The sequence below is a fragment of the Francisella opportunistica genome (assembly GCF_003347135.1).
Classification (GTDB): domain Bacteria; phylum Pseudomonadota; class Gammaproteobacteria; order Francisellales; family Francisellaceae; genus Francisella; species Francisella opportunistica.
In genome coordinates, this window is the sequence record NZ_CP022377.1 from 925,814 (window position 1) to 950,633 (window position 24,820).

Sequence of the window (24,820 nt, forward strand, 5' to 3'; positions counted from 1 at the left end):
TTAACCATTCAAATAGATACCACTATCTCTTATTACAATTTTCTTTTGTTTTAAAAGTATACCAATAGCACGCTTAAATGCTGCTTTACTAATACCAAATTCGCGTGCGATATCTTCTGGGTTAGATTTATCATTAAATGGTGCTGAACCATCATGAGCTATAAGATATTTCTCGATAAGTGCAGCATTTTTATCTAAATCTTTATGCACTAGTTGTAAAGACAAGTCTATACGACCATCATCACGAATGTTTTTAATATATCCTTTGGTAGATTGTCCAAAACTCAACCTTCTAAAGACTTCTGAAGAATAAAGTATACCCCAATAGCTATTATTGATAATTGCTTTATAACCTATGTTTGTTGAGTTAGCAATTATAAGATCTACTTCTTGATTAGGCTTTAGTTCATCACTTGCATAATCTTTTATAAACTTATTAATTTTTGCTGATGCTGTAATTTTACCATTAATCTTATCAAGATATAGATAAACAATATAAGACTTACCAACTTCAAAAGGACGATGTTGCTCTGCTAATGGCACAAAAAGATCTTTTTCCAAACCCCAATCGAGAAATGCACCTATGTTGGTAAGATTTTTAACTTGTAAATAAGCGACCTCTCCCACTGTTGGTACTTTTTTTGTAGTAGCTATAAGCTCAGATTTAGAATTATGGTACAAAAATACTTCGACATAATCACCGATCTTAATAAGGTTATCAATTTCAAATATAGGTAATTTTGCTTCACTAAGCTCTAGAGCATCTAAAATTAGCCAATTAATTCTTTTATCAAGAACTTTTAATTTGTGATATTTTCCAATTGAAATCAAAATAGTTACCTTTGATATTTTTAAGCAGATAAATCATATCATATATTTGCTCAAACTAGCCAAACATATCCTTTAATGCTGAGATATTTTGTTTTGAATTTTCTTTACGAGTTTCTGCACATTCTTTTTCTGTTCCAACCCAGTATAAGTCTGTTTCTGGTAGCTCATCAATAAACCTACTTGGGATCGAAACTTGTTTTTCCCCAAACTTTTTACGGTGTTTAGTCATAGTGATGGTAAGATTCTCTCTAGCTCGAGTAATTGCAACATAGGCAAGGCGACGTTCATCTTCTATTGAATCATCCTCAATACTTTGTTGATGCGGTAATATCCCCTCTTCCATCCCCATAATATAGACTTTTTTAAATTCTAGACCTTTTGAGGCGTGCATAGTTATAATCTGGACTTGATTATCATTTTTATCTTCATTATTTCTATCTAAAATATCTATCAAAAGCATTTTATTTAATACGGTTGCTAATGACTCAAGGCCATTATATGACTCGTCTTCGAGTTGATTTACAATCCATTTAGTAACTTCAATAACATTCGTATACCTAAATTCAGCTTGCTTTTCAGAAGAGCTAGAATCTATTAGCCATTGTTTATACGAAATATTATCAATAAAAGTATTAATTATATTTTTTAGCTCTTGTACTGAGATACTTGAGTTTATTTGCTGTTGGGTATTGAGTATTATATTCTTAAAAGATACTAGATTTCTCTTAGTAAAATCACGCAGTTCAAAGTTTTCTAAATTATGCAAGGTATAAAAAAAACTACAATGATGCTGGCTTGCATACTCACCTAACTTGTGAATAGTTGCACTACCAACCTCACGCTTAGGGGTATTTATCACGCGTAAAAAAGCTCTATCATCATCTGGATTAACAATTAACCTCAAATACGAAATAATATCTTTAATTTCCGCTTTAGAGAAAAATGAGCTGCCACCACTGATAGTATAAGGAATCTTGTGCATTTGCATATATCTTTCAAGTAGATAAGCTTGATAATTACTTCTAATTAAAACCGCATAATCAGAGTTTTTAGATTTGGTTTTTATTCTATCAAAAAATATATCACTAGCAATAAATTGCGCTTCATCCTCATCATTTACCAGGCTAATTACCTTAACCTGCTCACCATAGTCTTTATTAGACCACAGCTTTTTTTCAAAAATATGGCTATTATTCTCTATAAGTTTATTAGCAACATTTAGAATTCTACCTGTAGAACGATAATTCTGCTCTAGTTTGATAACCTTTAGATCTGCAAAATCCTCTTGTAAATGGTGTAAATTTTCAGGTCTTGAACCTCTCCAAGCGTATATAGATTGATCATCATCACCTACTACAGTAAATTTATTTTTAACTTGGGTCAGATATTTTAACAGTTGGTATTGTGACTCATTAGTATCTTGGTATTCATCTATCAATATATACCTAAACTTATCTGCCCAAAGTTTTTGGATATCAGGATGATTTCTAAATAACTGAATTGGTTGAAATATCAAATCATCAAAGTCAAAAGAGTTGTATGATTTTAGATATCTTTGGTATTCTTGATAAATAAAAGCCGCCTGCTCTTCTAAATCATCTTTAGGTACTACTTGTTCAGGAGTAAGTAATGCTGACTTCCAAAAAGATATTTTTGTTTGGATGAAACCAGCATTCTGCTTAGATAGTTGATATTCATCGTAGGCAATATCATAGATTAAAGCAAGAGAATCATGACTATCAAAAAGTGTGAAATTTTTCTTATAGCCTAGCTCGGTGAAATGTTTTTTTAAAATAGATAAACCAAGCGAGTGAAATGTAGATATCATCAATCCTTTTGTTTCTTCTTTATCAAGCCGCGATTTGACACGCTCTTGCATCTCTTTAGCTGCTTTATTGGTAAATGTCACCGCTAAAATGCTTTTAGCTGGATATAAAAGTTGCTCAATAAGATAAGAAATCTTTTCTATAATTACACTAGTTTTACCACTGCCAGCACCTGCTAATACAAGCAAAGGCGTTGCTATATATTTGACAGCTTGTTGCTGCTGTTGATTAAGATGATCTAGCATTTAGTTATAATTTTGCCATTATCTAAGTGATATTGTTGCTCAGGTGCCTGTTTATGAAATACAACTAACATATAGCATTGATTATCAACAAATACTTTATTAACAACATTTGCTAGGGGCTTACCTTGACTATCCTTTAAATCAAAATCAGTAATATCTGACTGAGATTTAAATACTGCTAGTTCTTTCTTTAGTTTAGCTTTGTAGTGCATTCTAGCTATAACTTCTTGGCCCATATAGCAGCCTTTGGTGTAGCAAACCACCTTATCAACATTATCTAAATCCAACTCAGCAGGAAGAAACTTTTCAAAATTAGCAGCATTTATAGTTGCTAGTTTATTAAAGATATTCTCTTTTTGAACCTGCTCAAGAGTCATCTTAGAAGCTAGAGAATCTTTAGCTAAAATATCGTGATTTAAAAAGCCAGTCTGCGTAAAAAATAAGGCATAATCATCATTAATACTAAAAGCAACTTTGGAAAACGTTCCATACTTTTTCAGCCACGCTAGTAGATCATCAAGAACCTCTTGCTCAACTGAAAGGAGTAGTTTTTCATTAGTTATAAATTTGACAAAACATAGTGAAATAATACGCCCTTTTAAGTTGGCAAAAGCTGTCAGCAAAATATCATTATCAGCTGATAAACCACTTAAATCTGCTGTTGTTAGCCCCTGCAAAAATTTTTTAGTATCTACACCATTTACTTCTAAAATTTTAAAATTAGTGTATTGAAAAGTCATAATACAAACCACTTTAGTAAAAATCTAACTAGTAGATTTTATAGTATTTCCTTGTAGTTATCAAAGGATCTCAGTTTATATAATAACTTTATTAAATTTACAAAACGTGATAGCAAAATATGTTTAAATTTTTTAAGAGCACTGCTAATTAAATTTGAAAGTTTTAATAAGCTTGCTAAAAATATATATATTAGCATATTTAATTATGATTAAATTGACTTAGCAATTCATTTAGCTCTGCTAAAATATTATTACCGAGGTTATAAGTGTGTATAAGTATTTAATTAAAATGCTAAATAAGACCTTGAAATAATTTAATTTAAACATTAGTATCAAAATAATTAAATCTTAAGAAAATCTAAATATAATGTCTAAGTTACTAATTATAATTGATATTCAGAAAGGATTTAACTGCAAAGAACTTGATTCTATAATAAATAGATTTAATAACAACCATAATAAATTTGATCATGTTTGTTTTTGTATGTTTGAAAATAGAAAAGGTTCACTATTTGAGAAACAGTTAAAATGGGTAGGCTTTCAAAATCAAGAGGATAGGAAGCTAATTGAAAAAACAAAAATTCCAAAAAATTCATATTTTATAAATCATCATAATTATACAGTCTATAATGCTGATATGAAAAAACTAATTAACAACTTAAATCCACAGCAAATTTATTTAGCAGGAATATTTTCTGATGTGTGTTTATTGAAAATCGCTATAGATATGTTTGATGATGGAGTTATTGCATATGTTATTGAAGATTTAAGTACTTCACTCCATGGCCTTGATGCTCACAAAAATGCTTTTTATAATATGAAGCTAGCGTTAGGCGAAGATAAAATAATATCAATTAGTGATGTCAAATCATGAATTATCTTTACGAGTGGCTGATTAGGCCATATCATAATTATGATGTTTATATGGTTTATCTAGAAGCTATTGCAGCATCAATAGGTGTTGCTAGTGTTATATGTGCATATAAACGCAGTGTTTTTGTATATATATTTGGATTTATATCAGCATTAATATATATCTACCTACTATATAGTTGGGAGCTTTTTGGTGATATGATTTTAAACTGTTATTTTCTCTTAGCTAATGTTGCAGGTTTCTTTGTATGGCTTAAACACCTTGAAAAAAATAGTAAAACTATTATAAACATCAAAAGAGCAGCCTCCAGTGAAAAAAAGAAAGCTTTATTGATATTTATTTTGACTATATCTATAACCCCTTTTCTTTATGCATATCAAAAAGATGCTGCTATTTCAAATTTACCGGCATATAGCTATGTTGACTGTTTTCTAACAGCAACGTGCTTTACTGCTTTATATTTTCAAATTACTAGAAGTATTAACGCTTGGTATCTATGGATAACTGCAGATACTCTATATATTCCTTTATTTATCTATAAAGGTGCTGGAATTACTGCAATTCAATATACCATATTTTTAACTCTTGTATGCTTTACACTAAGAAAATGGCAAATTATATTGAAGGAACAAGAAAATATTAAAGTCCCTAATTGATAACATTTACCAAATAAGCGAGTAATAAAATGCCTAAAAATGCTCTAGTTGTTGTTGATGTTCAAAATTATTTTGTAAATGAACATACTAAAATTTTACCTAAAAAAATTAGAAAACTTATACAAACTACTGATTTTGATTATATTGTTTTTAGTAAATATGTAAATAATTTAAAAAGTAATCATTACAAAATACTCAAGTGGCATGAATGCCAAGAATCTCCTGATATTGACATTCATGCAGAACTTTTAGAATTTACCAATAGTAAAAATGTTTTTGAGAAAAACAGTTATTCAATATTTAAATCTACAATGTTAGATTTTTTTAAAGAAAAAAATATTAATAAAATCTATCTAGCTGGTATAGATATTGATGCTTGTGTTTTAGCTTCAGCATTTGATGGTTTTGATTTAGGTTATGATATTGAAATTTTGAAAGATTTTTGTTTAAGTCATTTTGGAAAAGGATTTAAAGGCTCTGCTCTTAAAATTATGCAAAAGAATTTGGTCTATCGATAAGATTTATTTGTGTAATATTTTTATTATATTACATTAAGCATAGAAATTAGTGCTAGTTCCACCGATACCTCTTGGCTGGTTATTTTGAAAACCTTCCTGAGGGCCATCCATCATCATTTGTCTATTAAGAGATTTATCTTCATCGCTGATTCTAAGATTATCTTTAATATTTTTTGGTGCTGGAGTAGTTAAGTTATCTAGATTAAGATTCTCATCCTCTTTGTTTTTATCTATATTTTTTGAATCATTCTTAGATTTATCCGTCTCTTTATTAGGTTTATTGTTAGCTGGATTCTGCTTAGGATATTTTCTAGTTACTCGAGAAGCTTGTAAATTCTCCTCTGATATACTGCCTAAATGTCTTTTAGCTATTTGTGGTGCTTGTTGTTTGTTTATTTGATTTATAATTGGGCGATGAGATTGCATATTACGCACTGAATCATGCGGCATAGATTTTTGTGATACATTTGCAGCTCTTGGGACAGTATTACTCATATTGGTAAGAGTATTATCAAGCTGTCCACTATCATTAGCATTGTCAAAACTAAATGCTGAAGCCACAAATATAGAACTTAATATAGATGTCAATATAAGCTTTTTCATCAAAAATACCTCTTATTTATTATAAACTTTGCTTAATTATATTTTCTAACTCAATTGTATCTTTTGTAAATAATCTAATTCCTTCTGCTAACTTATGAGTAGCCATAGCATTTTCATTGATTTGCCAGCGGAAACTTGATTCGCTAATTTGCGGTTCTTGAGTAACTACATCATCATTTTTTGTTAGTTTAACTTCTAATTTTTCATGACGATTTTCAAGCTCTTCAAGTAAAGCCGGAGATATAGTCAAAGCATCACAACCAGCTAAAGCGATAACTTGTTCAGCATTCCTAAAGCTAGCACCCATAACTATTGTCTTAAAGCCGTGACTTTTATATAATTCATATATCGCTTTTACAGAGTTAACACCGTCATCATGTTCAATCTCGGGGAAACTTTTTAAATTATTTTGTTGCATTTGCCAATCTGTAATTCTACCTACAAATGGTGAAACTAGATGTACACCCGCCTCGGCGCATGCTTGCGCTTGGACTTTGTCAAAAATAAGTGTAAGATTACAGTTAATACCTTCTTTTTGCAGTAGTTTTGCAGCCTTGATACCTTCCCATGTCGCAGCAATTTTTATTAAAACTCTATCTTTTGAGATACCATTAGACTCATATCTTGCAATAATCTTTTTGGCATAGTCAATAGTTGCTGCGGTATTAAAAGATACTCTTGCATCTACTTCACTTGATACTTTACCTTCGATGACATCAAGTATTTTGATACCAAAGCTAACCAAGATTTCAATAGCTATTTCTTTAACAAGATCTTCAAGCTTAAGATCTGGATAAGTTTGTTTTACTTTATTGATAGTTTCTATCACTAATTTAGAATATTTTTGTTCTTTGGCAGCCTTGAGAATTAAACTAGGATTTGTCGTAGCATCAACAGGTTTGTATTTTTGAATTAACTCAAAATCACTTGTATCAGCAACTACCATTGTTACTTGTTTAAGCTGTTCTAATACTGATTTTTGCATGGTTATTTTAATAATTTGTACACTCTTTATATAAAGTATACAACTTCAGGCATATTAGTAAACAAACTCGCTATGTTTATTTACTAAAAAATAATAATCTAGAGAGAAATAATATAAGAATATTAGTTGGTTAAGTTAGGCTGCAAACTTATCTTTGAGCATCTCAAACATAGCTCTCACAGCCATCATTTCACCACCTTTAGGTTTACCTGGTGTAGATGTGATATTCCAAGCCATCATATCAAAATGAATCCAAGTCGGTGCATCTTTTGTACCAACAAAATGCTCCATGAATAATGCCGCTTTTACTGCTCCAGCAAATGGTGATAAATCACAATGCGAAATATCGGCAAACTCAGTATCTAGGTTCTTTCTGTAACAATTGGCTAATGGTAGTCGCCAAACTTGATCTTGAGTTGCTTGAGCATATTTATATACTTGGCTAGCAACATCATCATTATTACAGAAAAATGCCGCGATCTCAGGTCCTACAGCAACCCTAGCTGCTCCTGTTAAAGTTGAGAAATCAATTAAATAATCTGGTTTTTTCTGTGCTTCCTCATATAGAGGTTCAGCTAATATTAGCCGTCCTTCAGCATCTGTATTGGTAACTTGTACACTAGTGCCATTTTTCATTTTAATAATATCACTTGGTCGATATGATTTTGCATCTATAGCATTTTCAACTGTAGGAATTACTAAGCTCAATCTGATAGGTAATTTATGCTTCATAAGCATATACGCAAGACCGATAGCATTGGCACTACCGCCCATATCTTTATGCATTAGTTGCATTGCTGATGATGGTTTGATATCCAAACCACCTGTATCAAAAGCCACACCCTTACCAACTATTGATACTTTAGGATGATTTATATCCCCCCAATTTAATCGTACAAGTCTAGGAGCTCTATGACTGCCCTTACCCACAGTGTAGATACCCATATAGCCTTGCTTTACAAGCTCTTGACCAACAATTTCTTCAAAATCAGCAGCAAACTCTTTGGCTACTTGTTGTATCACATTAGCGATATCAGCTGGTCCCATATCTTCTGCTGGAGTAGTAATCATATCTCTAACTAGATAATTAGCCTCTATAGTTGCTAATATATGCCGATATTCTATTGGCAAAAATAATTTTACTTTTGACTGTTGTAGTTTAGATTTGTATTTTTTAAAATTATAACTTCCTAAAGCAAAGCCTATATAGTAAAGTGTTAAATCAGCTATATCAGCATATTCAATGTGATAATTTCCTTGTGGTAGCTGATTTGGTAGATCTGCAATACCATACATATCCTCAGATACAAGACAAATTACTTTTTGAATATTTCCGCAAATATTTGGAATAGTTATAATCTTTCTTTTTTCATCAAACTGTTTGACAAAATTCTGTAAAAAACTATCCTGGCTACTAAGCCAATCTGTGAAACTACCCTTATTAATCACAAAAATTGGCAGAGAATTATTTTCTTTATAGTGTGTAAAACACTCTAATTTAGTTGATATATGCATTTTATAGCTCCACATTTTGACCTAATAGTAACCAATTATTAAAATCTTGCACCGTTTTTGCTGTTAAAATACCAGCGGTTTTATATAGACTTAGAAATCCCATAATATAATCAAACTCTGTATTGTTGAGCTGGATAATGAATTGATAGTATTGATTTAAAATAATGAAATACTGTGTAATCGTTGTTGTACCTTGCTCATAGCGTTCTTTATATTTCTCATATGCAATTTTCGCACTAGCAACAGATTTACGCAACGCTTCGATTTCCTTTTTCTTTAATTGTACAAATCTAAAAGCATACATTGCATCATTTTGAGCAACCCTACCAGTTTGAATCATATTAAACTCTGAGGATTGATAGTCATAAGCGGCTTTTTTTAATTCAGCGTAATCTGTTCCACCAGCAAAAATATTCCATGTTAAATTAATTCCAAAATAAAACGCATTTATAGTGCCTTTAGAAGGTAAAAAATTATCAAATACTGGATTACCAAGTGAACTAACATTATTAAAGCCAGGTGAATACTTAACTTCGAAGTTAACTTTAGGCATAAATGAGCTTGTTGCTGATTGATAGCTATAGTATTTACTCTCTTTAGTATGCATCGAGCCTAAATATGATGGACTGCTACGCATAGTTAGCTCTTCCCAACCCTCTTCCGCATTAGGTGATGGTTCTTTGACTTTAAATTCATTGCTATATAAGACGACGTCATCATCGTTATTAGTGTATTTACGTAGCTCAGCTCGTGTAACTTTTTCCTCTCTCTTAGCGGCAGCATAATCAGCTTCAGCTATATAATAGTTAGCTTTTGCAGTCTCATAATCAGCAACGTCTGCAGTACCAGCCCTAAATTTACTTTCTAGCTCATTTAAGCTTTGTTTGTTTGATTTTAGGTTGTATGAGTTATACTGGACATTTTTTATAGATCTAGCTAAATTAAAATATGCATAACTTACATCATATAAAAACTGCTGATAACTTGTCCTATAATCTTGTTGGGCAAACTGTGCTGTTTCTTCAGCTGATTGTAAATCTTTGTATGCACCATAATCATATAAAGGCTGTGTAAGGGTTAACAAGCCTTGAATCGAATTAAATCGACCACCAGCAATGTCACCACCTGCTTTTGTTTTTTGATCTATAATATTAGTCGCTGCTATGGAACCACCTATATCTATTCTTGGTAATAATCGACCCAGCTGTATTGCTGGACTCATTTGCCTTGAATTAAGCTGGAAACCAATAAATTTATACTGCGGTGAGTTATTTATTGATTGCTTTATAGTGCTAGTATAGTCAGCTACAGGATTAGCTATACCACTAATACAACAACCAAATATACCCAGGGATATTGATAAATATCTACTACGCACTACTTTCAAGGTACCACTACTACTTTTTTATATTGTCTAAAATGAACTGTTCTACTTGAGATAAAGCATGATCTATATTTGCAGAATTATTACCACCACCTTGAGCCATGTCAGCACGACCACCGCCCTTACCATCAATATGACCACTTAGCTCTTTGGCAATATCTCCAGCTTTAATCAAAGCTGTCATAGCATTGCTAACCCCAATTACAAACTGTACCTTATCAGCGTTAATTGTACTTAAAACTGCAATTAGCTTATTATTCTTCGACTTATAATCATCAATTTTATCACGCAAGGTTTTGACATCAACACCATTGATATTCGCAACAACAACTTTTATATCATTGATATTGCTCTCTTTGATTTCACTACTAGAGCCTGATAACAGCTCTTTTTTAAGTTTAGCAATTTGTTTCTCTTGACTTTTTATTTGTTCAAGCACTGACCTTATTTTATCTATCAAATTAGCATCGTTGGCTTTGAGGCTATCTTTAAGCGCTATGATTTTATTTTCGGTTGCAAAAGTGTGTCTGATAGCTTTGTCAGCTGTGCTTGCTTCTATCCTTCTAATTCCCGAGGCGATACCACCTTCAGAAACTATCTTAAATAAACCGATATCTCCAGTATAAGCAACATGCGTACCACCACACAACTCTATAGAAAAATCTCCCATAGATATTACACGTACGATATCTCCATATTTTTCGCCAAATAATGCTTCGGCCCCTAGTGACTTAGCTTTTTGTTGTGATGTCTCTATAGTTGCTACTGGATAGTTAGCACGTATTTGCTGATTCACCAAAATTTCTATTTGCTCTATTTCACTACGAGAAATCGACTTATCATGGGTAAAGTCAAATCTTAGTCTATTTTCGTCAACAAGTGAGCCTTTTTGCTCAACATGTTTGCCTAAAACTACTTTCAGAGCTTTATGTAATAAATGTGTAGCACTATGATTAGCTGCTGTAGCAAGTCTGCGTTGATCATTTACCTGTGCAGTTAGCTCATCATTTATATTTAATCGGCCTTTTACTAATTTACCAATATGTAAGATTGCTTCACCAGACTTTTGTACATCCTCAACTATAAACTCAAAGCCAACACCTTCAAGGGTACCTTTGTCACCTACTTGACCACCTGATTCTGCATAGAAAGGAGTTTTATCTAAAACTACAACTGCTGGTGCCTCTTCAGCGATACTATCAACTAATTGACCATCTTGATATATTTCTAAAACTTTTGCATCTTCTATTAGTGTTGAGTAGCCTCTAAATTCTGATTTAATTTGTGAGTTAATCAAACTATTATAATCAATATTAAATTTGCCAGCTTCTTTTGATCTTTGTTTTTGGGCCTGCATGTGCTCTAAGAACGCTTTTTCGTCAACTTTTAAGTCTTTTTCTCTTGCCATATCTGCAGTTAAATCAAAAGGAAAACCATAAGTGTCATACAACTTGAAGGCTAGCTCGCCAGATATTGTATCACCTTTTAGATTTTCTATTTCAGCATCAAATATCTTGATACCATTTTCAATTGTCTTCAAGAAAAGTTCTTCTTCTTTTATAAGTGTTTTTTCAATTAAATCTCTTTTATCAATTAATTGTGGGTACGCTTCACCCATCTGATTTATAAGCTCTTCAACTAATTTATAGAAAAATATCTGATTTGCTCCAAGTTTATTGCCATGGCGAATAGCTCTACGAGTAATCCTTCTTAGAACATAACCACGTCCCTCATTAGAGGGTAAAACCCCATCAGCAATTAAAAAAGCACATGAACGAATATGGTCAGCAACAACTTTTAGTGAAGGTAAGTTTATATTCTTAGTATTTGTTACTTGTTGGGCTTTTTTGATTAAAGCTTGAAACAAATCTATCTCATAGTTGCTATGGACATTTTGTAACACAGCTGAGATTCTCTCTAAGCCCATTCCGGTATCAACCGATGGCTTAGGTAAATCTGTAGTAGAGCCATCAGCATGACGATTATATTGCATAAATACAATATTCCAAATCTCAATATATCTATCACCATCTTGTTCTGGAGTACCAGGTAATCCTCCTGCAACCTCTTCACCATGATCATAAAAAATTTCAGTACATGGACCACATGGCCCAGTATCTCCCATTGACCAAAAATTATCACTTGAATCGATACGGATAATTCTCTCTTTAGCTAAACCAATATGCTTATGCCAGACATCAAAAGCCTCATCGTCACTAGCATATATAGTTACCCATAATTTCTCTACTGGGAGTTTTATTTCTTTAGTCAAAAACTCCCAAGCAAACCTAATAGCTTCTTTTTTGAAGTAATCACCGAAACTAAAGTTACCTAGCATCTCAAAAAAAGTATGATGCCTAGCCGTGTAGCCGACATTCTCAAGGTCATTATGCTTACCACCAGCCCGTAAACATTTTTGAACTGTTACCGCGCGAGAAAAATCTCTCTTTTCAATTCCAAGAAAAACATCTTTAAACTGCACCATTCCAGCATTTGTAAATAATAAAGTATCGTCACCAAACGGAATCAAAGACGAACTAGGTTGAGGTGAATGATTTTTAGACTCAAAATAATTTATAAATTTATTACGTAACTCTTTAGTAGTAATCATGCTACAGATTTATTAAATTCAAAACAGATAGTATTATAAACCATTTTGGCAAACAAAATAAACTCTACCAATCGCATTTAAACACATTTAAGTATATAATCATATATAAGTTGTCATTTCGTAGACTGTAAAATGAAAAAAAAAATAATTATTATTGCAGTTATTGTTAGTGTTATTGCAGTAGCTTCTGGTATTGCTTACTATTTTCACTATCAAGCTGTACAAGAAGAGCTAGCAGAACAAGCTCAAGAAGAAGCTGCTCTTCCAAAACCAACAGACTATTGTTTGATTACTTATCAAGAGTCAGCTGATAATGGCAGAACTTGGCACAAAGTTAATATCAACAGTGGCCAAAAACCTATGTTTAAAGCACAATGCTGGAAAAAATATATCCAAATTTTAGATAGTTTTGCAGCAAGTGCTGATACTGATGGAAAATGGTATAGTAAAACCCAAGATGGCAAGATTATAGCTCATCCATCGATGTATTTTGCTGACAAACCATTTGAATTACAAGACAAAGCTCCATCTGTTAAACAAGTTACTAAGGATAGTAGTTCTCAATCACAAAGCTAACCAAACCCAGTTGTGATTTTTTCATGGTATCTTTTAAAAATTATATTTTCAAATTTAGTTTTGTCTTGACAATCAAGTTTATTCAAATATTTTTCACACTCGACTAAATTTCCTTCATACAAAAACCTAAGGCTATTTTTACATTTTAAATCATGCGGATAAGTGTTTTTTTTGATCTGATACCAAGAGGATAAACGTGGTATATCATCAGATGAAACTATAAATAGATGCTTTTTAACTCGTGTAATCGCAACATAAAACAAACGACGCTCTTCTTCTATGATTTCGTTACAGACTTTGTTGTTTTTATCACCAAAAAATCCCCCCTCTGTAGCATCATGAACAACAACATACTCCCACTCTAAACCTTTAGCTCGATGCATCGACATAATTTGAATTTGATTAGGATTATTGTGATTTTGCTGATTTGATCTAATATAAAGCTGATACAAAAGCTCAATAAATTCTGTCAGGGTATTTTTTTTGCCCTTAGCAAAACTAACCATTCCCTCAATAATCTGTAGTTTAGATTTACTTGAATAAGTTTCCCCTGAAGCCTTAGAGATTTGTTTCTCTAAATCTAAACTTTGTAATATAAAATCAATTGCTTTATCAGATTTTTTTATGCGTGTATTATTAAAAATACTACGCCAACTACTTGATATTGCTAAGATATTTTTTTGTTTAAATGTTTTATCAACTGTTTGGCTAATAGCTGCGATAATATTTGCAGCTTGAGAGACATCATTAGCAATTGCTGTGGCTAGTGTTAGCTTAAGTTCTTTTTTAAGATATAAAGAAGGATAATCTAACATTGATTTGATAAATTCTACACGCTGTTCAAGGGTGTGCTTGTCAAAACCATAACCTTTGTTAATCAACATTAGATAACCATAGATAGCTTTGAAAAGATTCTCACTAAAAATATTTTTATCAGCAACGATATTATAGGCTAAGTCATTATATAGGCAACTTAACTCAAAAACTGTAGTTGAATTATACTTACGCACCAGTATGGCGATATCGCTAGCCTTAACACCACTTTCTATTAGCGCTTTTAGTTTTAGTACTACTTTGTCACTACTATCTAAAATACTTATATCGGTTGTTTTGTTTAGTTTAGGATAAGTTATACATAAATTGTTATGGCGTTTTTTATTATTGACAATAATATTATTCGCCATCAAAGATATTAGGTCACCATAACGAAAAGTGTATGAAAGTGTATATTGCTTGACATCTTTAAAATCTTTTTTAAAACCCTCTAACATATAATAAGGTGTCGAGCCACGCCACTGGTAGATAGTTTGATCGACATCGCCAACAGCCATAACATAAGTATTTTGTCCAACCAAACATTGTAAAAAAAACTGCTGAACTTGGTTTATATCTTGATATTCATCAATAATTATATGCGAATACAAATTACTTGCTTGAGCAACACTGGTTTTATTTTTTTCAAAAAGCTTTACTGGTAGATATATCATATCATCGTAAGTTATAGCTTTTTGATTTTCACATTCTTGATTAAATTGGTTAAAGATTTTATCTAATAACTTTTTCTCTTTTGAATTTAACCCTTTTATTTTGCTATTATTCAAAGATAAATCTGACTTTAGTAATGAAATATATTCTTTAAATGTTTCTACTCGTTCATTATCAATATCTTTGGTTATTTTAAATTCTTTTTGATAAGTTTTTAGTAGTTTAACAATGACAGTATCTACTTCATATTCCTTGAGAATTTTATCTACTTTAACAAAACCAGCTTTAGCAAAAGTTTGGAGAAAACTATTGCCCAAAGAATGCATTGTGCGGACATTTATTAACCTGGCAATTTCCGGCTTAAGAACTTTTTTTAGTCGTGTAGCAAAATCAAGCTGTGCTGATTTGTTATACATTAAAACTAGTATTTTATTTGGCGCTACTTGATTACTAACCAGATACTCGATTCGTGCTATTAAAGTTTGGGTTTTGCCACTACCTGCTACTGCCGAAACTAAAGCATGCTTGTTAATATCATGATTAATGATTTTTTGCTGTTCTACTGTATATTGCATTGATTATTTATGATTATTTGCTCTTGGTTACTTGTGCTGAGATTGATCATTTGTAAATAATCTTGTTACCACATAACCAACTGTCAAAATCGCCTGCTTACAGATATTAATTATTGTTTTCCCTAAAGCTAGCAGAGTTACACCCATATACTTAAAGTAATTAAAGGAACTAATACTTGCTTTTTTGTCCTTAATAAACCTAAATGGTGCAAATATAAATAATATAAAACTAATCATTACTATATATGAAAATATAGTCCCCATTATTTGCTCATACCACTGCGCAAATCTATAAAATAGCACTAGAACTATTACAGTCAAAATAACTAAAAACATAAATAGAAATAAACTCTTTTTCTTCATTTTTTACCCCTAAAAACTTTTGTTTCTATTAATGATATCATTATTTAGATTAACTTATGTTATAATCTTAGTCCAAATTTATAAAACTTTAATACTAAAATTTCATGACAACAAATCAAAGACTAGAGATTGTTTTAGAAGCTCTTGATGACTTAAAAGCTATCAATATCCAAGCTATAGATGTAGAGCATCTAACAGATATGATGGATAAAATTGTAATTTCAACTGCGTCATCGACAACTCATGCAAAAGCTTTAGCAAAAAATTTAGAACAAGAATTAAAAAATAATGAAATTACCATACTAGGTATTGAAGGTGATAATAAATCTGACTGGGTTTTAGTTGACATTGGTGACATTGTTGTTCATATCATGCTTGAAGAAACTAGAAATTTATATGCTCTAGAAAAACTATGGGATATCAAACGTACAGATAATTAATCATGAAGCTTGAGCTTTCTTTGCAACAGTGGCAACAAGTAAAAGATTTTGCAATAAAAAATCTTAATCTCTCCTCAATTTCAAAAGCTGACTGCGATATTTCAGAATATATTCCTTATTATAACAAATGGCTAGAGAATAATTATCATGCTGATCTTGATTACATGGTAAAACATGGCTCAAAAAGATTTGTCCCCAATGAATTAGCCCCTGGTACTAATAGTGTCATGGTAGCTACTCTAAACTATCTTAATCGCCCAATTAATGTTAAATCAGAGCTCAAAAGGATTAGAACAGCTAGCAATATTGCAGATATCTCTATATATGCTCATGGTAGAGATTATCATAAAGTAATGAAAAAAAAACTTCAAAAACTTGGTGAGTTTATTGATGAACTAACAGGTGGACATCAATTTAGGGTTTTCACTGATAGTGCTCCAGTTTTGGAGCGTCCTCTCGCTGAGAAAGCTGGTCTAGGGTGGCAAGGTAAAAGCTCGATGTTATTGAATAAAATCCAAGGTTCATTTTTTTTTATCGGAGTAATCTATAGTAATCTTGATTTGTCTAAACTACCTGATTTACCCAAGCACCAAGATTCTTGCGGCAAATGCCAAGCATGTATCAAACTTTGCCCTACTGGTGCAATACAAGCTGGCAAGATGATTGATTCACGTAAATGCATCTCATACTTAACTATTGAAAATAAAGGTACTATACCATTAGAACTTAGAGATAAAATTGGCACACGCATTTATGGTTGTGATGATTGTCAGCTAGTATGCCCTTTTAACAATTATGCACCTATAACAATAGAAAGAGATTTTCAGCAGCGTGATTTTTTGGTAAATAGACCGCTTCTTGAACTACTAGCATGGTCACCAGCAGATTTTGATAAATATAGCCAAGGCTCAGCTATTCGAAGAATAGGATATGCTGCGTGGATAAGAAATATAGCTATAGCTGTCGGTAACTCACCGTTTAGCCACGCGAATTTACAAGCTTTAGAGCTAAAAAAATCTGAATTTATCGATAATCAATTAATTTTAGAGCATCTTGATTGGGCGATTAATAAACAAAAAAAATTAAGTAACAGAGGGATAAAACATTGTGATTTATAAACCGTTTGTTAGAATTATTAAGAGAAAGTATTCATTATCCAAACAATAGGAGAAACTAAATAATGAAATTAGCTAAGACTCTACTTATAGCGCCGCTAGTTGCAGGTACTTTAATCACTTCTTGTTTCGCTGCGGCAGATAGCCAAGATGATGTAAGCTACTCTGTTGGATATACAATGGGACAAACATTGAAAAATCAAATGGATCAAAACAATATTGCTACAGATAACCAAGAAATGGTTGATGGTCTAAAAGATGGTATCATTGGTAAACAATCAAAACTAACTCCAGATCAAATGCAAAATGCTATGATTGAATTCCAAAAACAAGCTATGGCTGCTCAAAAGAAATAGTTAGAGGGGTAAATTTATAATGACTAAGAAAAAACTTTTAAAAGCTTTATTTGTAGCTGCTATTACAACAAGTTTAGTAGCTTGTTCAAACAATTCTAGTAGTGATGAATCTTCAATTACAAGTACTACTTCTAGCTCAGGTTCTTCTGTAGCTACAGCTTTAGTTCCTGCTGATAAAACTGATGTTACAGCTAATGCAAGTTATACAATTGGTTATGGTATGGGTTCTAGCATAGCAGCTGATAAAAATATTAAAGCCTTTAGTTTAAACAATGATAAAATTATAGCTGGATTTGAAGACGCTATAAGTGCTAAAAAACCAGCTATTCCAATACAAGATATCGCAAATAACATGAATACTTTACGCGATAAGATGCAACAGCAAATCAATGAAAAAGCCGTAACTAGCTTTTTAAGTGTCAAAGATAGTATCTATAACTCTGATCTGACACCTAAGTCTGATGTCAAGAACCCTGCAGTAGTTGTTTATGAATTCTTTGACTATCAATGTATGTACTGCTCTAAGCTTGCTCCTGAAATAGAAAAAATCATGAAGGATAATAACGATGTTCAAGTAGTCTTTGCTGAGTTCCCAATATTTGGTCAAAAAGCACCAGCTTCTGAGTATGCTGCAGAGGTTGGAACTGCTATTTATAAACTATATGGTGCTGATGCTTATGTTAAATATCATAATGGTATATTTGCTACAGGTGAAGATGAAGGTAGCTTAAAGAACTCAACTGTTGACAATGTAGCTAGGCAGGCTGGTGCTGATATGACTAAAGTTAAAAAAGCTATCCAAGATGATAAAATAGCTGATCATCTTAAAGCTACGCTAAAAATGGGATTTGATGAGCTTGGAATCCAGGGTACACCATTCCTAGTTATAGCTCCTGCTAAAGAAGCTACAGCCGCTAATATTACTATAATTGGTGGTTATACTGATGCTGATGGTGTCCAAGCTGCAATTAACAAAGCTAAATCTGCAGCAACTACTGTAACAACTAGCAACACTGATCAAACTGATACTACGCAATCTCAAGAAAATATTTCCGCAGTTACTGATGAAGCTCAAGTAGCTTCAGGTAGCACAGACCAATCAGTACAACAAAGCCAAGGTAATGGTAGTGTTGAAGCTTAGTTTATAAAAATAACTCTGTCAAAACTTACTAATTTTAATATTTGTTTTAATTTATTAAACTTTAAATAACAGTTTATCTGCTAAAATGAACTATCAAAATTAATTATATAATAATTGCGCTTGAAATTAGAAAAGGTAGTAAATTCCTTATTTTCTTCGTAGTAATATTCGTATCTTTTAGGTTTTGGTTTTGAGATGTTCTTTAGGGAGCTCTGTCAGATAGATTTGGCTGTAAGAACTTTTTTCAAATTAGCGCAATTAAAAGATTTTTTTATGGGTATGACAATAAGGCAAAGTACCCTTTTTCATATAATAATCAAGATGATAATCTTCGGCTACATAATACGGTTTCATTGCTCTAATTTGCGTAGCAACTTTATAACCCTTTTGTGCTAATATTTGTTTTAGATCTTCTGCGACTTGTTTTTGCTTATTATCATAGTAGAAAATAGCAGATTTATATTGCTCGCCAATATCCGGACCTTGGCCATCAACTTGCTCAAAATCATGGATCTCAAAGAAATATTTAAGAACTTGTTGCAATGAAACTTTGCTAGTATCAAATATAACTCTGACAACCTCAAGATAGCCGGTATCACCTTCACAGACCTTTTGGTAATCAGGATATGGCTGATCACCACCACAATAACCTGACTCAGCAAATACTACCCCCGGAAGTTTTTTCATATAATATTCAACTCCCCAGAAGCACCCTGCAGCAACAATAATCTCTTCAGTAATACCAAAATCAGCTGCTGGGATAAAATCTATTGAAGCAGAGTTGACACAGTAGCGGGTATTTAAATTTGTATAGCCTTCGCCATGAAATATATGTCCAAGGTGACTATCACAATTATTACACAAAATCTCAGTTCTCCTACCATCTTGATCAGGAAGTTGTTTTACATTATTATCAATATGGATATCATAGCTTGGCCAACCACAAGTTGAGATAAACTTACTATCAGCTCTAAACAAGGGTATGCCACAATTGCGACAAATATACACTCCATTTTGATCTAAATCATTATATCTACCTGTAAAAGGTCTTTCTGTGGCTTTATTGATGATAATATCATATTGATGTGGTGTCAGGCTCTTGGTTTTTAGCATCTTGCTTAACTTATTATCTTATTAAATAATGTTAATAATTATGATATAAACTTTAGAAAAAGTATATTATAATCCACAATAACTGATGTAAATTCAGTGGGATTTTTTAACAAATTAACGGAGTTAAAAAGAACCAATCCAAAGTTTGTAAATTTTACGTAAGGTGAGTTTAAAATTAAGTTTTGCTATAAAATATATTTTAATACTTGACTTTAATCAATAATATTTATTCAAAGTTAGATATATTATGTGTGAGCATTAAATAAAAAATTAGTAGGATAATTATAATGTAAATAGGTGTTATATGTATGCTAGTTCTTTTCAAGCCATAGAGCTATTTTCAACTGCTTCAAGAAAAACTATTCATCAACTCTCGAATCTTGCGTCAGATTTTTTTTATAAGAAAAATACTTTAGTGCTAGATTATGATCAGAGTATACAAAATTTTCTGTATGTCACTGCTGGGTGGTTAAAGTTATGTAAAGTAAGTGTTGATGGTGAAGAAATTATTATTGATGTACTTTCTAAAGATCATCACTGTGGCGAGTCACTTATTTTTAATCCTTCTAAAGAAGAAGTTTATATGGCATATGCGCTCTCAAATATTGAAGGTTTTACTTTACCTCTCGCTGAATTAAAACAATTAATGGTATATGATAATGGCTTAGCTCTTAGCTTTTTACAAGCTATGTCACAAAAACAACTCTTATTAAATGCTCATATTGAACATTTATCTATTCAAAATGCTATACAACGTATTGGATGTTTTTTATTAAGATTAAGTAATAATACAAATAGAAATTATAACGCACCTATTGTGTTACATCTACCTTATAATAAGGTTATACTAGCCTTAAAGCTAGGTATGAGACCTGAAACCTTCTCACGAGCTCTTAATAAGCTCCATAAATGGTGTGGTATAGATATAAATGGAGAATATATTTCCATTAATAATCCTAGAAAATTAATTTGTTATGTTTGTCAGCACTGTTCAAAAACATTTCCTTGCAATTTACCTATTGATTAATACACTCAAGTTAAAGGTAAAATAGTAGCAAATAAAATTTAATCTGTAGTGTTTTCTTTGAATAATTCAGCTAATAAGGATCTATCTTTTACACGATGTATTACATCTATAAGAGATATAATCCCAGAAAAAGCACCATTTTTATTTTTCACCAGTACACGGCGTATGTTATGGCGGTTCATTTGAGATACAGCTTGTTGTAATGAATCATTATCCTCACAAAATATAACATTTTTGCTCATAATATCAGTAACTGATGTCTGGCTTAAGTCTTTATCTTTTGCGACAGCTCTAACTATAATATCTCTATCTGTGACAACACCTTTGATATTTTTATCATCATCAATTATCGGTAAAATACCACAGTCAGATTTTTCCATTTTCTTTACTGCTTCTGATACTGTAGCTTTATCTTTTAAAGTTACAGGCTCTTTTGTCATAAAATTTGAAACTTTCATAATTCTTACTCTTTTGTGTAGTTAATTTAGTAAAAGTTTAACCAATTTATTATGTATATTCCTTGATTTTAATCAATAAAATTGCACACAAACTATAACAAAATAAATAATAAGTTACTCATCAAACATGATTAAATAAGGTTTAATGATGAAAGCAATGATATTAGAAAAAATAGGGGTTCCTCTACGTCTAGTTGATCTACCAACTCCTGAATTTAATGAAAACCAATTATTAATTAAAATTATAAATTGTGGTATTTGTCGTACAGATTTACATATAATTGATGGAGAGCTAAACGATCCAAAACTACCTTTAATCCCAGGTCACCAAATTGTTGGTAAAGTAGCAAAAATAGGCTCTTTAGTAAAAAAATTTAAATTAGGAGATATAGTTGGAGTTCCATGGTTAGGAGGGGTTTGCTCTAATTGTTTTTATTGTAAAAATAATTTAGAAAATCTTTGTGATAAGGCTGTTTATACTGGATACCAAATTAATGGAGGTTATGCTGAATATTGTGTAGCTAATAGTGATTTTTGCTTTCCAATGCCTTTTGATTATGCGCCTGACCAAGTAGCACCTTTACTTTGTGCTGGACTTATAGGATATCGAGCTTTAAGAAAAACATTAGATGCAGAAAAAATAGGATTTTATGGATTTGGAGCTTCTGCACATATTTTAACTCAGTTATGTAAATATCAGGGTAAATCAGTTTATGCTTTTACTAAAACAGGTGATATAAAGTCACAGTATTTTGCAAAAGAATTGGGAGCCATCTGGTCTGGTAGTATAGCTGAAACTCCTAATGTACTTTTAGATGCGGCTATAATTTTTGCACCAGACGGCTATTTAGTTCCTCTAGCATTAAAACATATTAGAAAGGGAGGTATTGTGGTATGTGCAGGAATCCATATGAGTGATATCCCTTCATTTCCTTATAAAGATTTATGGGGAGAGCGAAAAATTGTTTCTGTTGCTAACCTTACTCGTCAAGATGGGATAGAGTTTTTAGAAATTGCTCCAAAAATTCCGATTAAAACAGTAGTCACACATTATAAGCTTTACCAAGCTAATGAGGCTTTGGAAGATTTACGCAATGGGAAATTTGAGGGTGCCGCGGTATTAGATATAAACCCTACTTTTGATAATTAGTTTTTTCTAGCTTTTTAAAAGTACATGCTTAGTATTATATAAATTAAGGATATTTTTTCTAAAGACTCATTTTTTTATTTTTTTGAGAAAAAATTTTAAGTAAATTTAGTTGATGCCTCATAAGTTCTAATAAATACCCTATAAAGGGGCTGTTGAAAGCTTACCCAATTTGTGTGTTTAAAGCTTAATTTTTTAATGCTGTGCATCTTAGGCCACTATTCTAAAGTTTTTCTTTATGTTTTATTAATATTTCTGATATTTGGATACACGTATCCTAGTTCAAGCACAAATTGAGTGGGTCAAGCACTACAAGACGCTTAAGATTGAAGCAAATAGATTTCATCAGTTCAGCAAAGTGATTTTTTGAAACTCCTCTATATCTAACACGTTTATCCTGATGAGCAAACACTCTTTCATAAGGTGAGCGTATAGCACTAAGCCAACTGTCTTGATCATGATTTTTACCAAGCATATTATTCTTCTTTATGGCTTTAAGGTCACAACAGTTATTCCCTGGCAGTTTTGTTAGCATATTTTGTACAGTATCCCTTATCAGCATAAATCGCACCACCATCAGGGCAAACATATTTTATACCCTTTGCATCTGTAACGTTGGCAGGTGTCACAGCTACTTTATTAATCAGTCCACTCTGCATATCTACACTAGTATGTTTCTTATAACCATACCAAAATTTATCTTTACCTTTACAGCCTATACGTGCTTGCTTATCTATAGCTACTTTAGGAAGTATTTCATTATTTAACTTTTCATATTTCTCTTTGATAGCTTTATCTCTTTCTTTCCAAAGATTAGCTTTAGCTATTAAGTGACTAGCATCAACAAAACTAAAGACTTCATTGATAAATCCTTGTTGTTTTAATTGCTTTCTTAAATCATTAAAAATTTCCGATATAAAACGAGTACCTATATTCTTTCTCAATTTATAAAATACACTATGATCAGGAGTTTTTTCTAATAATGTAAATTCACAAAACCATTTTGCTGCGTTATTCTCTTGTAGATATTTCTCTAATTCTCTATCGCTAAGATCTTCCATAAATTGTAATAGCAAACATTTAAATAAACGTAGCATTCCATAACCTTTATAAGGGTTATCTTTTTCAAACTTCTTTAATTTCTTAGCAACATTTTTAAAATCCCAAATCGATACAAACTTACGATATATATGATTTCTCGGTACTAAGTCATTAAGACTTATCATCTCTAGTTGATTCATCAGATAAGCATATGAAAATTAATATAACTATATTTTAACAAATATTATTCTTATATATAGCTAGTTTTCAACACGCCCATAAAAGGCCTTGTTAATAGCATCATTGAAATAGTAGTAGTACATAAATAACTGTCTCTTTCTATAAATCACCCACATTTTGCCTTATTCTTTTACCATTTCAACGATCACATTAATATCCAAAGTCATTTGATATCTTCCAGAGTTTTGCCGGATAGTACAGATCGATCCTGACAAGTTACATCTCTTTGTTGTGCATAATTGTCCTGCTTCTTAATCAACAACCATTGTAAATAATGCTTATTGCTACCTCGCATTTTGGTACGCACTAAAGCAAAAACACCATTGAGTTTTTGTCCATGCAATTCAATTTCAATTTTGCCTTGACTAAAGCAGGAGCTCATTGATACTGGACCTTCCTTTGTATCCTTGACGTTACGGTAATAACCAATATCCCAGACAATCACGTTACCTGCGCCATATTCACCTTCGGGTATTATGCCTTCAAATTGTGCATATTGCAGCGGATGGTTTTCCGTGAGAATGGCCAGGCGTTTTTCTTTGGGGTTAAGTGAAGGTCCTTTAGGCACTGTCCATGACTTTAATACACCGTCAATTTCAATACGAAAATCATAATGCAATGACCGACCAGCATGTTTTTGTACCACAAATAAAGGCTTGTCAGGATCACTTTTTAAAACAGTTTCACCTTTAGGTTCTGGTGTTTTATGAAAATTACGTCTGGATAAATATTGTTTCAATTTTTGCTTCATGAAGGCTCACTATGAAAAGCTTCTCAGCGGGGTAACCCATTATAGCACGATTACTTAACACACTGCTTAGCAATAGGCTAGTTGGCTTTTTTAACATCAAGCGTACGATTATGAAAATTACGTCTGGATAAATATTGTTTCAATTTTTGCTTCATGAAGGCTCACTATGAAAAGCTTCTCAGCGGGGTAACCCATTATAGCACG

General features: G+C 31.9%; 25 protein-coding genes. 10 read left to right on the top strand and 15 right to left on the bottom strand.

What is annotated here, in order from left to right:
- From CGC45_RS04580 to ygfZ, 3 genes are read right to left on the bottom strand one after another with little or no spacing between them, the layout of a single operon-like run.
- Complete coding sequence (locus tag CGC45_RS04580; protein WP_071629170.1) at positions 1-831, bottom strand: CvfB family protein; 831 nt, start codon at positions 829-831, stop codon at positions 1-3.
- Positions 832-886: 55 nt separating this feature from the next.
- Positions 887-2,902, bottom strand: a complete 2,016-nt coding sequence (locus CGC45_RS04585; protein ID WP_071629171.1) for a UvrD-helicase domain-containing protein — start codon at positions 2,900-2,902, stop codon at positions 887-889.
- Complete coding sequence (gene ygfZ, locus CGC45_RS04590; RefSeq protein WP_071629172.1) at positions 2,896-3,642, bottom strand: CAF17-like 4Fe-4S cluster assembly/insertion protein YgfZ; 747 nt, start codon at positions 3,640-3,642, stop codon at positions 2,896-2,898. Before ygfZ ends, CGC45_RS04585 begins: the two co-directional genes overlap by 7 nt.
- Before the next feature lie 367 nt (positions 3,643-4,009).
- On the opposite strand from ygfZ, the gene CGC45_RS04595 reads away from it, so the two are divergent.
- From CGC45_RS04595 to CGC45_RS04605, 3 genes are read left to right on the top strand one after another with little or no spacing between them, the layout of a single operon-like run.
- Positions 4,010-4,516 (top strand): isochorismatase family protein, encoded by a 507-nt coding sequence (locus CGC45_RS04595; protein ID WP_071629173.1) that lies wholly within the window; start codon positions 4,010-4,012, stop codon positions 4,514-4,516.
- Positions 4,513-5,172, top strand: a complete 660-nt coding sequence (pnuC, locus tag CGC45_RS04600; protein ID WP_071629174.1) for a nicotinamide riboside transporter PnuC — start codon at positions 4,513-4,515, stop codon at positions 5,170-5,172. Before CGC45_RS04595 ends, pnuC begins: the two co-directional genes overlap by 4 nt.
- Positions 5,173-5,201: 29 nt before the next feature.
- The gene (locus CGC45_RS04605) at positions 5,202-5,690 is read left to right on the top strand and encodes a cysteine hydrolase family protein (protein WP_071629175.1); all 489 of its coding nucleotides are present in this window, start codon (positions 5,202-5,204) and stop codon (positions 5,688-5,690) included.
- A 33-nt stretch (positions 5,691-5,723) separates the two neighbouring features.
- Here CGC45_RS04605 and CGC45_RS04610 read toward each other — a convergent pair whose 3' ends face one another.
- From CGC45_RS04610 to alaS, 5 genes are all read right to left on the bottom strand, one after another.
- Entirely contained in the window at positions 5,724-6,293 is a 570-nt protein-coding gene (locus CGC45_RS04610) for a hypothetical protein (RefSeq protein WP_071629176.1), read from the bottom strand.
- 19 nt (positions 6,294-6,312) lie between these two features.
- Positions 6,313-7,278, bottom strand: a complete 966-nt coding sequence (tal, locus tag CGC45_RS04615) for a transaldolase (RefSeq protein WP_071629177.1) — start codon at positions 7,276-7,278, stop codon at positions 6,313-6,315.
- Positions 7,279-7,413: 135 nt separating this feature from the next.
- Positions 7,414-8,793, bottom strand: a complete 1,380-nt coding sequence (locus CGC45_RS04620; protein WP_071629178.1) for a M17 family metallopeptidase — start codon at positions 8,791-8,793, stop codon at positions 7,414-7,416.
- 1 nt (position 8,794) lies between these two features.
- Positions 8,795-10,180, bottom strand: a complete 1,386-nt coding sequence (locus CGC45_RS04625) for a TolC family protein (RefSeq protein ID WP_071629179.1) — start codon at positions 10,178-10,180, stop codon at positions 8,795-8,797.
- Between the two features lie 10 nt (positions 10,181-10,190).
- The gene (gene alaS, locus CGC45_RS04630) at positions 10,191-12,788 is read right to left on the bottom strand and encodes an alanine--tRNA ligase (RefSeq protein ID WP_071629180.1); all 2,598 of its coding nucleotides are present in this window, start codon (positions 12,786-12,788) and stop codon (positions 10,191-10,193) included.
- A 132-nt stretch (positions 12,789-12,920) separates the two neighbouring features.
- Here alaS and CGC45_RS04635 point away from each other — a divergent pair, with 132 nt between their 5' ends.
- The gene (locus tag CGC45_RS04635; protein WP_071629181.1) at positions 12,921-13,364 is read left to right on the top strand and encodes a hypothetical protein; all 444 of its coding nucleotides are present in this window, start codon (positions 12,921-12,923) and stop codon (positions 13,362-13,364) included.
- On the opposite strand, the gene CGC45_RS04640 is transcribed toward CGC45_RS04635, so the two are convergent.
- Together CGC45_RS04640 and CGC45_RS04645 are read right to left on the bottom strand one after the other, a co-directional pair.
- Positions 13,361-15,424, bottom strand: coding sequence for an ATP-dependent helicase (locus CGC45_RS04640; RefSeq protein WP_071629182.1), 2,064 nt, complete (start codon positions 15,422-15,424; stop codon positions 13,361-13,363). The genes CGC45_RS04635 and CGC45_RS04640 overlap by 4 nt on opposite strands.
- A 27-nt stretch (positions 15,425-15,451) precedes the next feature.
- Positions 15,452-15,787 carry a hypothetical protein gene (locus CGC45_RS04645; protein ID WP_071629183.1) on the bottom strand — a complete coding sequence of 112 codons (336 nt, stop codon included), beginning with the start codon at positions 15,785-15,787 and terminating at the stop codon, positions 15,452-15,454.
- 104 nt (positions 15,788-15,891) lie between these two features.
- Here CGC45_RS04645 and rsfS point away from each other — a divergent pair, with 104 nt between their 5' ends.
- From rsfS to CGC45_RS04665, 4 genes are all read left to right on the top strand, one after another.
- Positions 15,892-16,227 carry a ribosome silencing factor gene (gene rsfS / locus CGC45_RS04650; RefSeq protein WP_071629184.1) on the top strand — a complete coding sequence of 112 codons (336 nt, stop codon included), beginning with the start codon at positions 15,892-15,894 and terminating at the stop codon, positions 16,225-16,227.
- A 2-nt stretch (positions 16,228-16,229) separates the two neighbouring features.
- The gene (gene queG, locus CGC45_RS04655; RefSeq protein ID WP_071629185.1) at positions 16,230-17,345 is read left to right on the top strand and encodes a tRNA epoxyqueuosine(34) reductase QueG; all 1,116 of its coding nucleotides are present in this window, start codon (positions 16,230-16,232) and stop codon (positions 17,343-17,345) included.
- Between the two features lie 62 nt (positions 17,346-17,407).
- Complete coding sequence (gene fipA / locus CGC45_RS04660; RefSeq protein WP_071629186.1) at positions 17,408-17,698, top strand: infectivity potentiator lipoprotein FipA; 291 nt, start codon at positions 17,408-17,410, stop codon at positions 17,696-17,698.
- A gap of 19 nt (positions 17,699-17,717) precedes the next feature.
- Positions 17,718-18,839 (top strand): thioredoxin domain-containing protein, encoded by a 1,122-nt coding sequence (locus tag CGC45_RS04665; protein WP_071629187.1) that lies wholly within the window; start codon positions 17,718-17,720, stop codon positions 18,837-18,839.
- Between the two features lie 258 nt (positions 18,840-19,097).
- Here CGC45_RS04665 and CGC45_RS04670 read toward each other — a convergent pair whose 3' ends face one another.
- Complete coding sequence (locus tag CGC45_RS04670; protein WP_071629188.1) at positions 19,098-19,952, bottom strand: bifunctional methionine sulfoxide reductase B/A protein; 855 nt, start codon at positions 19,950-19,952, stop codon at positions 19,098-19,100.
- A gap of 304 nt (positions 19,953-20,256) precedes the next feature.
- Between CGC45_RS04670 and CGC45_RS04675 the strand changes: the two genes are divergently transcribed.
- Complete coding sequence (locus CGC45_RS04675) at positions 20,257-20,979, top strand: Crp/Fnr family transcriptional regulator (protein ID WP_071629189.1); 723 nt, start codon at positions 20,257-20,259, stop codon at positions 20,977-20,979.
- A 38-nt stretch (positions 20,980-21,017) separates the two neighbouring features.
- Here the strand turns inward: CGC45_RS04675 and CGC45_RS04680 are convergent, their stop codons facing one another.
- A complete protein-coding gene (locus tag CGC45_RS04680; RefSeq protein WP_071629190.1) occupies positions 21,018-21,437 on the bottom strand; it encodes a CBS domain-containing protein in 420 nt (139 codons plus the stop codon).
- 148 nt (positions 21,438-21,585) lie between these two features.
- Here CGC45_RS04680 and CGC45_RS04685 point away from each other — a divergent pair, with 148 nt between their 5' ends.
- Positions 21,586-22,587: a zinc-dependent alcohol dehydrogenase family protein gene (locus CGC45_RS04685; RefSeq protein WP_071629191.1), complete on the top strand. Its 1,002-nt coding sequence runs from the start codon at positions 21,586-21,588 to the stop codon at positions 22,585-22,587.
- A gap of 274 nt (positions 22,588-22,861) precedes the next feature.
- Here the strand turns inward: CGC45_RS04685 and CGC45_RS09220 are convergent, their stop codons facing one another.
- From CGC45_RS09220 to CGC45_RS04695, 3 genes are all read right to left on the bottom strand, one after another.
- Positions 22,862-23,119 (bottom strand): hypothetical protein, encoded by a 258-nt coding sequence (locus CGC45_RS09220; RefSeq protein ID WP_198150407.1) that lies wholly within the window; start codon positions 23,117-23,119, stop codon positions 22,862-22,864.
- The gene (locus CGC45_RS04690; protein WP_071629193.1) at positions 23,094-23,825 is read right to left on the bottom strand and encodes a transposase; all 732 of its coding nucleotides are present in this window, start codon (positions 23,823-23,825) and stop codon (positions 23,094-23,096) included. Before CGC45_RS04690 ends, CGC45_RS09220 begins: the two co-directional genes overlap by 26 nt.
- Before the next feature lie 203 nt (positions 23,826-24,028).
- Positions 24,029-24,616: a DNA polymerase ligase N-terminal domain-containing protein gene (locus CGC45_RS04695; protein WP_071629194.1), complete on the bottom strand. Its 588-nt coding sequence runs from the start codon at positions 24,614-24,616 to the stop codon at positions 24,029-24,031.
- Between the last annotated feature and the right edge of the window lie 204 nt (positions 24,617-24,820).